Origin of the sequence: Streptomyces sp. NPDC006743 (assembly GCF_040703815.1) — a bacterium.
GTDB lineage: Bacteria > Actinomycetota > Actinomycetes > Streptomycetales > Streptomycetaceae > Streptomyces.
In genome coordinates this window covers 136,738-149,756 of record NZ_JBEYJA010000007.1, presented here as the reverse complement: position 1 = coordinate 149,756, position 13,019 = coordinate 136,738, and the positions used below count along the sequence as shown (strand labels likewise).

Sequence of the window (13,019 nt, the reverse complement as noted above, 5' to 3'; positions counted from 1 at the left end):
CGCACCATGTCCACCTCGACCGTCTCCCGGGCGCCCGCCGCGCGCCCGGACGGGCGCCCCGGCCGCCGCGCCACGGGCCGCCCGGCGACCCGGGTACGACGCCAGCTCCCCACCAGTCCCTGGCTGTTCGCCGCCCCCGGACTGCTGGTCACCGGCGCCTTCATCCTGTACCCGTTCGTCTCCACGGTGATCAACGCCTTCACCGACCGCCGCACCCTGCTCCCGGGCCACTTCGTCGGCCTCGCCAACTTCCGCGAGCTGCTGCACGACGACGCCTTCTGGATCGGCCTGCGCAACAGCACGCTGTACATGGCCGGCGTCGTCCCGGCGCTGGTGATCCTTCCGCTGCTGCTCGCCATGTTGGTGCAGAAGAACATCCCGGGCATCACCTTCTTCCGGTCCGCCTTCTACACCCCGGTCGTCGCCTCGATCGTCGTGGTCGGCCTGATCTGGGTGTGGATGCTGGACGAGCGCGGCCTGGTGAACTCGCTCCTGGAGACGGTCGGGCTGGGCAAGGTCGGCTTCCTCAGCGACCAGTGGCTGCTGCTGGTCAGCGCCATGGCCGTCACGGTCTGGAAGGGCCTCGGCTACTACATGATCGTCTACCTCGCGGCGCTCGCCAACGTGCCCCGCGAACTGCACGAGGCCGCCGCCGTGGACGGCGCGGGCGCGGTGCGCCGCTTCTTCACCGTCACCGTGCCCGCCGTGCGCTCCACCATGGTCCTGGTCGCCGCGCTCTCCTCGGTCGCCGCCTTCAAGGTGTTCTCCGAGGTGTACCTGATGGCCGGTCCCAGCGGCGGCCCGGCCGGCGAGGACACCACCCTCGTGATGCTCATCCAGCGCACCGGCACCGGCCTGACCGGCCGTGTCGGCTACGCCTCCGCCATCTCCCTGGTCGTCTTCGTCATCACCGTGATCCTCATGCTGCTCGTCCTGCGCGCGGACCGGAAGGAGGACGCGTGAGCACCGTCGAGACCCCGGCCCGCAAGACCCCGGCGCGCCCGCGCAAGCCCCGCTTCACCGACGATAACGGCCGCCGCCACCGGGTGTGGGAACTCGTCCTGCGCTACGTGCTGCTGCTCGCTGTCCTCGCCCTGACCGTCGGCCCGTTCGTGTGGCAGCTGTCCACCTCGCTCAAGGGCCCCACCGAGGACATCTTCAGCTCCCCGCCGAAGTTCCTGCCCGGCCACCCCACCCTGCACAACTACGAGCGGGTCGCCGACACGATCCCGGTGTGGGACTACGCCTTCAACTCCCTCAAGGTCGCCGCCGCCAACGTCGTCACCAACTGCGTCGGCTCCGCCCTCGCCGGCTACGCCCTGGCCCGGCTGCGCTACCGCGGCCGCAGGGTGGCCACCCTCGTCTTCGTGCTGGCCATGCTGGTGCCCGCCGAGGGCATCATCATCGCCCAGTTCACGACCATGCGGGAACTGGGCCTGAACAACACGCTCATCGGCGTCCTGCTGCCCGGGGCCATCGCCTCCCTGAACGTGCTGCTGATGCGCAACGCCTTCCTCAACCTGCCCTACGAGATCGAGGAGGCCGCCTACGTCGACGGCGCCAACGTCTGGCAGCGGTTCCTGCGGATCGCGCTGCCGTCGGTGAAGGGCACCCTCGCCGTCGTCGCGATCTTCGCCTTCATGGGCGCCTGGGACGACTTCCTGTGGCCGCTGATCGTGCTCAGCGACCCGTCCAGGTTCACCCTGACCATCGGCCTCAACTACCTGCACGGCACCTTCGCCAACGACGAACGGCTCGTCGCCGCGGGCACCGTCATCGCCGTGGCGCCGCTGATCGCCCTCTTCGCCTGCCTCCAGCGCTACTTCTTCCGCGGGGTCGGCGAGGGCGCCGTCAAGGGCTGACGGGCACGGCCCCCCACCGGGGGCCGCCCCCGGCCCCGTGCCACCGCAGTTCCCCGGCCTGAACACCGCACCCCCACCCGCAAGGACCCCCGCATGCCTTCTGCCGTGCGCTTCGGCGTCAACTACACCCCGAGCCAGGGGTGGTTCCACCACTGGCTCGACTTCGACCTCGACGCCGTACGCGCCGACCTGGACTCCATCGCCGCGCTCGGCCTGGACCACATCCGCGTCTTCCCGCTGTGGCCCTACTTCCAGCCCGACCGCGCCCTGATCCGCCCCCGCGCCGTGGAACAGCTGGTCCGGCTCGTCGACGCGGCCGGCGAACGCGGGCTCGACGTCAACGTGGACGGTCTGCAAGGACACCTGTCCAGCTTCGACTTCCTGCCCGCCTGGACCCGCACCTGGCACCGCCGCAACCTCTTCACCGACCCCGAGATCCTCGACGGCCAGGCCGCCTACCTGCGCACCCTCGCCGAGGCCCTCGCCGACCGCCCCAACTTCCTCGGCATGACGCTGGGCAACGAGGTCAACCAGTTCTCCGCCGGGCCCCACCCCGACCCCGACCGGGCCACCGCCGAGCAGATCGACGCCTGGCTGGAGCGCATGCTCGCCACCTGCGAGAAGGGCGCCCCCGGCAAGCTGCACCTGCACGCCGAGTACGACGCCACCTGGTACCAGGACGACATGCCGTTCACCCCGGCCCAGGCCGCCCGGCACGGCGCCCTCACCGCCGTCCACTCCTGGGTCTTCAACGGCACCGCCCAGCGCCACGGCCGCACCTCCGTGCCCACCGAGCACCACGCCGCCTACCTGATCGAACTCAGCAAGGCCTGGGCCGGCGACGCGCACCGCCCGGTCTGGCTCCAGGAGGTCGGCGCCCCCGCCCCGCTGATCCCCGCCGAGCACGCCGCCGCCTTCACCGAGGCCACCGTCGCCAACGCGCTGGACTGCCCCGACCTGTGGGGCATCACCTGGTGGTGCTCCCACGACGTCTCCCGCGAGCTGGCCGACTTCCCCGAACTCGAGTACAGCCTCGGCCTGCTCACCAACGACCGCCGTCCCAAGGACATCGCCCGCGCCCTCGCCCGCGCCGCCCGCGAGCACACCTACGCCCCGGCCCCGCGCACCACCGCGCTCACCGTCCCCGCCGACCCGGCGTCCCGCTCCCGCTGCGCGCCCGGCGGTGACGTGTTCGAGGCGTTCTTCCGGCTCACCGCCGACGGCGCCCGCCCCGCCACCGTCCTCGACACCCGCGCGGCCGACCGGGACCACCTGGCCGCCCGCGGCATCACGCAGGTCGTCACGCCCGACCAGGTACTCCCCAACCCACCAGGAGGCACCCGCTCGTGAGCACACCCCCCGTCCGGCGCACCGGCCGTCCCGCCCGGCGCACCGTCCTGCTGGCCGGCGCGGCCTCCGCGTTCCTGCCCGCGCTGACCGCACCGACCGCCCAGGCCGCCGCGGCCGCGCCGCACACCGGTGCCGCCGCGTCCCTCCAGCCGTACGCCTCCTACTGGTACCCCGACTCGCTGCCCGCCGGCAGCCCGGGCGCCGGCATCACCTGGCGCAGCCTGAAGTCCTGGCGCGCCGCCACCGACACCGACCTCGCCTTCAACGCGGCCTCCGTCCCGCTCGCCCCCCGCTTCACCCCCGTACCGGCGAACACCACCGCCCGCGGCGGACAAGCCCGGATCCAGTCCCTGGTCTCCTTCGGACCCACCGCGGGCAACCCCTCCCAGGGCTCGGCCACCGCCGACTACTACGCCCTCACCCACTGGGCGTACCTGGACGAGCTGGTCTTCTGGGGCGGCTCGTCCGGCGAGGGCCTGATCCTCGCCCCCAACGCGCCGATCGTGGACGCCGCCCACCGGCACGGCGTCCCCGTCCTCGGCAACGTCTTCCTGCCGCCGGCCGCCTACGGCGGACAGCTCCAGTGGACCCGCGACCTGGTCCAGAAGGACGCGGCCGGCCACTATCCGCTCGCCTCCCAGCTCGTCGCGGTCGCGGCGGCGTACGGTTTCGACGGCTGGTTCGTCAACGCCGAGACCGGCGGCGGCGACAGCGCGCTCGGTGCCGCCATGCTCGGCTTCGTGACCGAGCTGAGACGGCTCGCCGCCGCCGCGGGCCAGCGGGTCACCTGGTACGACGCGATGACGGTGGACGGGTCGGTGAGCTGGCAGGGCGCGCTCGACGAGCGGAACCAGCCGCTGTTCCAGGCCGCCGACGACATGTTCGTCGACTTCCGCTGGAGCCCGGACTCGCTCGCCTCCTCCGGACGCGGGGCCGAGCAGCTCGGCCGCAGCCGCTACGAGCTGTGGGCCGGCGTCGACGTGGAGTCGGGCGGCTCGGACACCTCCGTGGACTGGGACGCCATCGTGCCCACCGGCGCCGCGCACACCACCTCCCTCGGCCTCTACCGCCCCGAGTGGACCCGCAACCACCTGCCCGCCGGGCACACCCCGGAGCAGTTCCACGCCGCCGACGACCGGTTCTGGACCGGCCGCTCCCTCGACCCGTCCCGGCCCGACCCCGCCGACACCTGGCGGGCGCCCGCCGTGTCCGTGGCCGACCGGTCCACGGTGACCGCGCTGCCGTTCGCGAGCGTCTTCAACACCGGGCACGGACTGCGCTGGTACGAGCGGGGCGAGATCACCTCCGACACCCCCTGGAACCACCTCGGCCTCCAGGACCGGCTGCCCTCCCGCCGCTGGAGCGTGCGCACCGACGGGCAGCGGCCCGCCGTCTCCTTCGACTTCGCGGACGCCTGGCACGGCGGCAGCAGCGTCCTGGTGGACGGCGCGCTCGACCGGCCCGCCGTCCTCGACCTGTACGCGACCCGGCTGCCGCTCGGCCGCCACACCGTCGTCGAGATCACCCACCGCGCGGACGCGGGCGACGTACGCGTCGAGCTGGCCGTGGCGACCGCCGAGCCGGGCGCGGCGGGATCGGCGCCGCCGTACACGTACCTCCCGCTGCCGGCCGGGACCGGCGACGGCGGCTGGCGGACCACGGCCGTACGGCTCACCGGCCTGTCCGGCACCGTGCACGCCCTCGGTGTCCGGCTCACCGCCACCGGCGGCGGCCCGGTGCGCTGGCGGCTCGGCGCCCTCGCCGTCCGCGACAAGGCCACCACCCCGGCCGCCCCCGGCAAGGTCCGCGTCACCGCCGCCGCGGGCGGCGACCTCCGCCTCGCCTGGCACCACCGGGCGCCGGGCACGGTCCGCCACTACACCGTGCACCGCGTGCTGCCCGGCGGCCGACGCCGCTTCCTCGGCGCCACCGGCCAGCGCGCCCACTTCGTCACCGGCCTCACGCCCGCCCCGGGCGAGCGGGCCGTACGGTTCGAGGTACGGGCGGTGGGGGAGCTGTACACCTCCTCGGCCGCCGCCACCGTCACCCACCCCTGGTAACCACCCGCCGATCCACCCGCTGACGTACGACCTACGGAGCATCCCGCATGCATGACGACCGCAGCCTGGTCGAAGCCCGCCTCAAGCGCGTTCTCGACGAGCGCATCCGCCCCGCCGTGTACCCCGAGTCCGTCCCGCTGGACGTGGCCGTGTGGCACGCGCCCGGGGAGCCCGTGCCGGTGGCCGAGGGACTGGCCGCCGCGCCCGAGCCGATCGAGGCGGGCGCCCGCTGGGGTGCTCCGTGGGGCACCAGCTGGTTCCGGGTGACCGGTACCGTGCCACAGGCGTGGGCCGGGAGGACCGTCGAGGCCCTGCTCGACCTCGGCTTCGACGAGAACATGCCCGGCTTCCAGTGCGAGGGCCTGGTCTACCGGCCCGACGGCACCCCCGTGAAGGGCCTCAACCCGCGCAACCAGTGGGTCAGGATCGGCGCCCCCGTCGAGGGCGGCGAGGAGGTGCGCCTGCACATCGAGGCCGCCTCCAACCCCGTCATCCTCGACTACCACCCCTTCCTGCCCACCCGGCTCGGCGACAAGGAGACCGCGGGCAGCGACCCGCAGTACACGCTGACCCGCATGGACCTCGCGGTCTTCGACGAGACGGTCTGGCAGCTCGTCATCGACCTGGAGGTGCTCGGCGAGCTGATGGCCGAGCTGCCCGCCGACTCCCCACGCCGCTACGAGATCCTGCGCGCCGTGGACCGGGCGCTGGACCTGGTGGACCTCCAGGACGTCAACGGCACCGCCGAGCGGGCCCGCGCCCAGCTCACCGGCGTGCTGGCCGCGCCCGCCGTGCCCTCCGCGCACCGCATCAGCGCGGTCGGGCACGCGCACATCGACTCCGCCTGGCTGTGGCCGCTGCGCGAGACCGTGCGCAAGGTGGCCCGTACGACGTCCAACATGACCGCCCTGCTGGAGGACGAGCCCGACTTCGTCTTCGCCATGTCCCAGGCGCAGCAGTGGGCGTGGATCAAGGAGCACCGGCCCGAGGTGTGGGCGCGGGTGAAGAAGGCCGTGGCGGACGGGCGGTTCGTGCCGGCCGGCGGCATGTGGGTGGAGTCCGACACCAACATGCCCGGCTCGGAGGCCATGGCCCGCCAGTTCGTGCACGGCAAGCGGTTCTTCCTCGACGAGTTCGGCGTCGAGAACGACGAGGCCTGGCTGCCCGACACCTTCGGCTTCGCCGCGGGCCTGCCGCAGATCATCAAGGCGGCCGGCTCCAAGCGGCTGCTGACGCAGAAGATCTCCTGGTCGCAGACGAACAAGTTCCCGCACCACACCTTCCAGTGGGAAGGCATCGACGGCACCCGCATCTTCACGCACTTCCCGCCCGTCGACACCTACAACTGCTCCATGAAGGGCAGCGAGATCGCGCACGCGGCCCGCAACTTCAAGGACAAGGGCGTCGCCCGGCACTCGCTGGCGCCCACCGGCTGGGGCGACGGCGGCGGCGGCACCACCCGCGAGATGGTGGCCAAGGCCGCCCGGCTGCGCGACCTCGAAGGCTCCGCGCAGGTCGTGTGGGAGACCCCCGAGGCCTTCTTCGACAAGGCCGAGGCCGAGTACCCCGAACCGCCCGTCTGGGTCGGCGAGCTGTACCTGGAGCTGCACCGCGCCACGCTGACCAGCCAGGCCAAGACAAAGCAGGGCAACCGGCGCAGCGAGCACCTGCTGCGCGAGGCGGAGCTGTGGGCGGCGACGGCGGCCGTGCGTGCCGGGTTCCCCTACCCGTACGAGGACCTGGACCGGATCTGGAAGACGGTGCTGCTGCACCAGTTCCACGACATCCTGCCCGGCTCGTCCATCGCCTGGGTGCACCGCGAGGCCCGCGCGACCTACGAGCGGGTCGCCGCCGAGCTGGACCGGATCATCGACGGCGCGCAGCGGGCGCTGGCGGGCGAGGGCGGCACACCGCTCGTCTTCAACGCGGCCCCGCACACCCGTGCCGGTGTCCCGGCGGGCGGCGCCGCCGCCCCGGCCGTCCGGGGCACGACCCGGCTCACCCCGCGCGCGGGCGGCGGCCACGTCCTGGACAACGGGCTGCTGCGCGTCGAGATCGACGGACGCGGTCTGGTCGTCTCGGCCTACGACATCGCGGCCGACCGCGAGGCCGTCGCCCCCGGCCGGGCCGCGAACCTCCTCCAGCTGCACCCCGACTTCCCCAACATGTGGGACGCCTGGGACGTCGACGAGTTCTACCGCAACACCGTCACCGACCTGACGGACGCGGACTCGGTCACGGCCGGCGAGGACGGCACCTCGGTGCGGATCGTGCGCTCCTTCGGCTCCTCCCGCGTCACCCAGGTCCTGTCGCTGGCGGCGGGCGAGCAGCGGCTGGTCGTGGACACGGAGGTCGACTGGCACGAGACGGAGAAGTTCCTCAAGCTGGCCTTCCCGCTGGACGTGCACGCCGAACGGTACGCGTCGGAGACGCAGTTCGGGCACTTCCACCGGCCCACCCACACCAACACCTCGTGGGAGGCGGCCAAGTTCGAGGCCTGCAACCACCGGTTCGTGCACGTCGCCGAGCCCGGCTGGGGCGTCGCGCTCGTCAACGACTCGACGTACGGACATGACGTGACCCGCGCCGTCCGCACCGACGGCGACCTGGGCACGACCACCACCGTCCGCGTGTCGCTGCTGCGCGCGCCGCGCTTCCCCGACCCGGAGACCGACCAGGGCGTCCACCGCTTCCGGCACGCCCTGGTGCCCGGCGCGCAGATCTCCGACGCGGTGCGCGAGGGCTGGCGGATCAACGTCCCCGAGCGGCGGCTGACGGGTGCCGGCGAGGTGGCGCCGCTGGTGAGCGTCGACGACGACGCGGTCGTGGTGACCGCGGTGAAGCTGGCCGACGACGGCAGCGGTGACGTGGTCGTCCGCTTCCACGAGGCCCACGGCGGCCGGGCCCGCGCCACGCTGACGGCCGGGTTCGAGGTCGCCGGCGCGACGGTCACGGACCTGCTGGAGCGGCCCCTGGCCGACGCGGCGCCCGTGGCGCGCGACGGCGAGCGGATCGCCGTACGGCTGCGCCCCTTCGAGCTGGTGACGCTGCGCCTGCGGCGCGCCTGAGCCTGTCGCGCGGGGCGGCCCGGCGATCGCTCGCCGGGCCGCCCTGCGGTGTTCCGCGTGCGGACGCGACCCTCCCGCTCCCCCCGGCCGCGGCCCCTACCGGCCCATCTGTGTGCGCAGCCATTCCTCGACCTCGCCGACGTGGGCCGCCGCCGCCGCGCGGGCCGCTTCCGGGTCGTGGGCGGTCAACGCCCGGAAGATCGCGGCGTGTTCGCGGCGGGTGCGGGCGAAGGCGCCCTCCTCCTGGTAGCCGCGCCAGACCCGGGCGCGGAAGGTGCGCGAGGACAGGCCGTCCAGGATCGCGGCCATCGTCTCGTTGCCCGCCGCCCCCGCGATCTCCCGGTGGAAGGCGAGGTCGTGGGCGAGGATCTCCTCCGGGTCGTCGGTGGCGTTCATCGCCTTCAGGTGCTTCTCGACCTCGGCCAGCCGCTCCGGGGTGATCCGGGCCGCCGCCAGCGCGGTCGCCGTCGACTCCAGGACCCGGCGCACCTCCAGCAGTTCGACCAGGCGCGGGCCGCGGGTCAGGTCGGCGACGACACCGAACGTCTCCAGCAGGTCCCCGGCCTCCAGCTGGGTCACGTAGATCCCGGAGCCGTGCCGGGCCTCCAGCACCCCGAGCACGGTGAGCGCGCGGATCGCCTCGCGCATCGAACTGCGGGAGATGCCCAGCCCGGCCGCCAGGTCACGTTCGGTGGGCAGCCGCTGGCCGGGCTCCAGCCGGCCCTCCGCGATCATCGCCTTGACCTGGTCGATGGCGCGCTGCGTCACCGTGCCCTTCGGCCCGGCACCGGCGGGTGAGGCACTCACGGCGCTCTCCGTCTCCGTCTGCCCTGCCGGGCCGGTCGGCATCTCGTCCACGCCACTCCTCCTGTCGCCGTGCGCCGCAGTCTAATCACCGAGGTGGTCCTACCACTACGGCCGAGCAACGCGAAAACCTGGCTCCGGAGGGTGTTGTGCGCGCCAAGTGGTCTGATAAGTATGCGGGCAACTGCTCGATCTCGCTCGATGAGGAGCCGACAGATGGCCGGCACAGAAGTGCGGAACGGACGGCAAGGCAGGCGGCGGCCCGGCAGGCGGCGCAGCGAGGGGCGGCCCTTGGGCTGGGCGGTGCGCGCGACGGCCGCGGCCGCCTGCGGCGCCCTGGCGCTCACGGCCTGCGGCAGCACCAAGGACACCGCCGCCACCGGGGCCAAGGGCGACGGCAGCGGCAAGGTCGGAGTGATCCTCCCCCTGCTGACCTCGCCGTTCTGGCAGTCGTACAACGACTACGTGCCCAAGATGGCCAGGTCCCAAGGCGTCGACGCGCTGAAGACGGTCAACTCCAACAGCGACCCCTCGCAGCAGATCACCGACGTCACCAACGAGCTGAACCAGGGCGTCAAGGGCCTGGTCGTGGCCCCGCTGGACAGCGCCGCCATCCAGGCCGGCCTCGACCAGGCCGAACGCAAGGGCGTGCCCGTGGTCGCCGTCGACGTGGCGCCCGACAAGGGCAAGGTCGCCATGGTCGTGCGCGCGGACAACGTCGCCTACGGCGAGAAGGCCTGCCGGTACCTCGGCGCGCACATCGGCTCGGGCAAGGTCGTGCAGATCATGGGCGACCTCGCCTCCGTCAACGGCCGCGAGCGCTCGGAGGCGTTCCGCGCCTGCGTGAAGAAGAGCTTCCCCCGGCTGAAGGTCCTGGAGATCCCCGCCAAGTGGGAGTCCGACACCGCCGCCGCCAAACTCGACACGCTCCTGAACGCCGACCCCGACCTCAAGGGCATCTACCTGCAGGCCGGCGGCGTCTACCTCGCACCCACCCTGCAGACCCTGAAGTCCAAGAACATGCTGAAGAAGGCCGGGACGGCCGGGCACATCGCGATCGTCTCCAACGACGGCATCCCGCAGGAGTTCGACGCCATCCGCAAGGGCGAGATCGACGCCACCGTCTCGCAGCCGGCCGACGCCTACGCCAAGTACGGCATGTACTACGTCAAGGCGGCCATGCAGGGCAGGACGTTCACGCCGGGCCCGACCGACCACGGCTCCACCATCGTGAAGCTGCCCAACGGCACCCTGGAGGACCAGCTGCCCGCGCCCCTGGTCACCAAGGACAACGTCGACGACCCCGGGCTGTGGGGCAACACGGTCCGATGAGCCCCACCGAGACCGCTCCGCTGGTGGAGGCGCGGGGCGTCACCAAACGCTACGGTGCCACCGTCGCCCTGGCCGACGGCCGGCTCACCGTACGGTCCGGCGAGTCCCACGCCCTGGTCGGCCGCAACGGCGCCGGCAAGTCCACCCTCGTCACCCTGCTCACCGGCCTCCAGGCCCCCGACGAGGGCGAGGTCCGCTTCGACGGCGTGAGCGCGCCCCCGCTCACCGACCGCGACGCCTGGCGCCGCAAGGTCGCCTGCGTCTACCAGAAGCCGACCGTCGTCCCCGAACTCACCGTCGCCGAGAACCTCTTCATCAACCGGCAGCCGACCGGCCGCGGAGGGCTCATCAGCTGGCGGCGGCTGCGCGAGGAGGCCGCCGGCCTGCTCGCCACCTGGGACGTGCGCGTCGACCCCGGCGCCCGCACCTCGGAACTCAAGGTCGAGGACCGGCAGATGGTCGAGATCGCGCGGGCGCTGAGCTTCGGCGCGCGGTTCATCGTCCTGGACGAACCCACCGCCCAGCTCGACAACCGCGAGATCGAGCGGCTGTTCACCCGCATGCGCGCCCTGCAGGACTCCGGCGTCACCTTCCTGTTCATCTCCCACCACCTCCAGGAGGTGTACGAGGTCTGCCAGACCGTCACCGTGCTGCGCGACGCCCGCTGGATCACCACCGCCCCCGTCGCCGACCTGCCCAGGGCCGCCCTGGTGGAGGCCATGGCGGGTGAATCGGTCACCGAGAGCGGCCTCGGGCGTGCGCCCGTCGCCGCCCACGCCCCCGTGGTCCTGGAGGCGCACGGGCTCGGCTCGGGGGCGTACCAGGACATCGACCTGACCGTGCGCGGCGGCGAGGTGGTGGGACTGGCGGGCTCCAGCGGCAGCGGCAAGGTCGAACTGGCCGAGTCCTTCGCCGGACTGCACACCCCCACCGCCGGCAGCGCCCGGCTCGACGGCCGCGCCCTGCCGTTCGGCGACGTGCGGGCCGCCCTGACGGCGGGCGTCGGCTGCGTCCCGCGCGACCGGCACGAGCAGGGTCTGGTGGCCGGCATGACCGTCGGGGACAACGCCACCCTGAGCGTCCTGGACCGCCTCGGCCGCCACGGCTTCGTCGGCACCGGCGCCCGGCGCGGCTTCGCCCGCGAGCTGATCGACCGCCTCGGCATCCACACCGAAGGCCCCGAACAGCCGGTGTCCGACCTGTCCGGCGGCAACGCGCAGAAGGTCGTCATGGCCCGCGCCCTCGCCGGTGACCCCCGCCTGCTCGTCCTCATCAACCCCACCGCCGGCGTCGACGTGAAGTCCAAGGAGTCCCTGCTGGCCCGCATGGACAGCGCCCGCGAGGACGGCACCGCCGTGCTCGTCGTCTCCGACGAACTCGACGACCTGCGCCGCTGCGACCGCGTCCTCGTCCTCTTCCACGGCCGGATCGTCGCCGAACACCACGCGGGCTGGCGCGACCACGAGCTGATCGCCTCCATCGAAGGAGTGGACCATGGCTGACACCGAAGCCGCCCCGCCGCTCGCGTCCCCCCGCACCGCCGCCGCCGGCCCGGCCCGGACCGTCCTGCTGCGCCGGGCCCGCGAACTGGCCCTGGTGCCCGCCCTGTTGCTGCTGATGGTGCTCGGCACGGCCGTCAACGACTCGTTCCTCACCGAACGCAACCTGATCTCCATCCTCGGCTCCTCCGCCGCGCTCGCCATGGTGGTCCTCGCCGAGTCGCTGGTGCTGATCACCGGCAAGTTCGACCTGTCCCTGGAATCCGTCGTGGGCATCGCCCCCGCCGTCGGGGCCCTGCTCGTCCTGCCCGCGGCCCAGTCGGGCTGGGGAACCGAACTGGCCGCGCCGCTCGCCCTGCTCGCGGTCCTCGTGGCGGGCGCGGTCGTCGGCGCCTTCAACGGCGTCCTGGTCGTCAAGTTCAAGCTCAACGCGTTCATCGTGACGCTGGCCATGCTGATCGTGCTGCGCGGCCTGCTGGTCGGCGCGACCAAGGGCAAGACGCTGTTCGGCATGCCCGACAGCTTCTACTCCCTGGCCACCACCACCTTCCTGACCATCCCCATGTCGGTGTGGCTGGCCGCCGTCGCCTTCGCCGTCACCGGCCTGGTCCTCAAGTACCACCGCGTGGGCCGCGCCCTGTACGCCATCGGCGGCAACGCGGACGCGGCCCGCGCCGCCGGCATCCGCGTGGAACGGGTCATGCTCGGCGTGTTCGTCGTCGCGGGCGTCCTCGCCTCCGTCGGCGGCATCATGCAGACCGGTTACGTCGGTGCGATCAGCGCCAACCAGGGCCAGAACATGATCTTCACCGTGTTCGCGGCGGCCGTCATCGGCGGCATCAGCCTCGACGGCGGCCGGGGCACCATGTCCGGCGCGCTCACCGGCGTCCTCCTGCTCGGCGTGGTGCAGAACCTGCTCACCCTCGCCCAGGTGCCGTCGTTCTGGATCCAGGCCATCTACGGCGGGATCATCCTGGTCGCCCTCATGATCGCCCGCGTCACCACGGGCCGCGCCCAGGACTGACCACGCCGGTCACCCCGCCA

The 13,019-nt window shown here is 73.0% G+C and carries 9 protein-coding genes; 8 read left to right on the top strand and 1 reads right to left on the bottom strand.

Features of this window, described 5'->3' with window-relative positions:
* Nucleotides 1-6 precede the first annotated feature (6 nt).
* The 5 genes from ABZ719_RS09025 to ABZ719_RS09005 all read left to right on the top strand — a co-directional run bounded on the left by ABZ719_RS09025 (nucleotide 7) and on the right by ABZ719_RS09005 (nucleotide 8,340).
* Nucleotides 7-963 carry a sugar ABC transporter permease gene (locus ABZ719_RS09025; RefSeq protein WP_366724540.1) on the top strand — a complete coding sequence of 319 codons (957 nt, stop codon included), beginning with the start codon at nucleotides 7-9 and terminating at the stop codon, nucleotides 961-963.
* Entirely contained in the window at nucleotides 960-1,862 is a 903-nt protein-coding gene (locus tag ABZ719_RS09020) for a carbohydrate ABC transporter permease (protein WP_366724539.1), read from the top strand. The genes ABZ719_RS09025 and ABZ719_RS09020 overlap by 4 nt, the downstream gene beginning before the upstream one ends.
* Nucleotides 1,863-1,955: 93 nt before the next feature.
* On the top strand, nucleotides 1,956-3,212 hold the full coding sequence (locus tag ABZ719_RS09015) for a glycosyl hydrolase (RefSeq protein ID WP_366724538.1): 1,257 nt from the start codon (nucleotides 1,956-1,958) through the stop codon (nucleotides 3,210-3,212).
* Nucleotides 3,209-5,272 (top strand): endo-beta-N-acetylglucosaminidase, encoded by a 2,064-nt coding sequence (locus tag ABZ719_RS09010; protein ID WP_366724537.1) that lies wholly within the window; start codon nucleotides 3,209-3,211, stop codon nucleotides 5,270-5,272. Before ABZ719_RS09015 ends, ABZ719_RS09010 begins: the two co-directional genes overlap by 4 nt.
* 47 nt (nucleotides 5,273-5,319) lie before the next feature.
* Nucleotides 5,320-8,340: a glycoside hydrolase family 38 C-terminal domain-containing protein gene (locus tag ABZ719_RS09005; protein ID WP_366724536.1), complete on the top strand. Its 3,021-nt coding sequence runs from the start codon at nucleotides 5,320-5,322 to the stop codon at nucleotides 8,338-8,340.
* A gap of 96 nt (nucleotides 8,341-8,436) precedes the next feature.
* Here ABZ719_RS09005 and ABZ719_RS09000 read toward each other — a convergent pair whose 3' ends face one another.
* Nucleotides 8,437-9,189 carry a FadR/GntR family transcriptional regulator gene (locus tag ABZ719_RS09000; protein ID WP_366724595.1) on the bottom strand — a complete coding sequence of 251 codons (753 nt, stop codon included), beginning with the start codon at nucleotides 9,187-9,189 and terminating at the stop codon, nucleotides 8,437-8,439.
* A gap of 171 nt (nucleotides 9,190-9,360) precedes the next feature.
* On the opposite strand from ABZ719_RS09000, the gene ABZ719_RS08995 reads away from it, so the two are divergent.
* From ABZ719_RS08995 to ABZ719_RS08985, 3 genes are read left to right on the top strand one after another with little or no spacing between them, the layout of a single operon-like run.
* Nucleotides 9,361-10,476, top strand: a complete 1,116-nt coding sequence (locus tag ABZ719_RS08995) for a sugar ABC transporter substrate-binding protein (protein WP_366724535.1) — start codon at nucleotides 9,361-9,363, stop codon at nucleotides 10,474-10,476.
* Nucleotides 10,473-11,978, top strand: coding sequence for a sugar ABC transporter ATP-binding protein (locus tag ABZ719_RS08990; RefSeq protein WP_366724534.1), 1,506 nt, complete (start codon nucleotides 10,473-10,475; stop codon nucleotides 11,976-11,978). Before ABZ719_RS08995 ends, ABZ719_RS08990 begins: the two co-directional genes overlap by 4 nt.
* On the top strand, nucleotides 11,971-12,999 hold the full coding sequence (locus ABZ719_RS08985; RefSeq protein WP_366724533.1) for an ABC transporter permease: 1,029 nt from the start codon (nucleotides 11,971-11,973) through the stop codon (nucleotides 12,997-12,999). Before ABZ719_RS08990 ends, ABZ719_RS08985 begins: the two co-directional genes overlap by 8 nt.
* Nucleotides 13,000-13,019: the final 20 nt, after the last annotated feature.

Excerpts from the sequence above, each read along its gene's own strand:
- ABZ719_RS09025 (WP_366724540.1), top strand. The coding sequence starts at position 7 with ATGTCCACCTCGACCGTCTCCCGGGCGCCCGCCGCGCGCCCGGACGGG.
- ABZ719_RS09015 (WP_366724538.1), top strand. The coding sequence starts at position 1,956 with ATGCCTTCTGCCGTGCGCTTCGGCGTCAACTACACCCCGAGCCAGGGG.
- ABZ719_RS09005 (WP_366724536.1), top strand. The coding sequence starts at position 5,320 with ATGCATGACGACCGCAGCCTGGTCGAAGCCCGCCTCAAGCGCGTTCTC.
- ABZ719_RS09000 (WP_366724595.1), bottom strand. The coding sequence starts at position 9,189 with ATGCCGACCGGCCCGGCAGGGCAGACGGAGACGGAGAGCGCCGTGAGT.
- ABZ719_RS08995 (WP_366724535.1), top strand. The coding sequence starts at position 9,361 with ATGGCCGGCACAGAAGTGCGGAACGGACGGCAAGGCAGGCGGCGGCCC.
- ABZ719_RS08990 (WP_366724534.1), top strand. The coding sequence starts at position 10,473 with ATGAGCCCCACCGAGACCGCTCCGCTGGTGGAGGCGCGGGGCGTCACC.
- ABZ719_RS08985 (WP_366724533.1), top strand. The coding sequence starts at position 11,971 with ATGGCTGACACCGAAGCCGCCCCGCCGCTCGCGTCCCCCCGCACCGCC.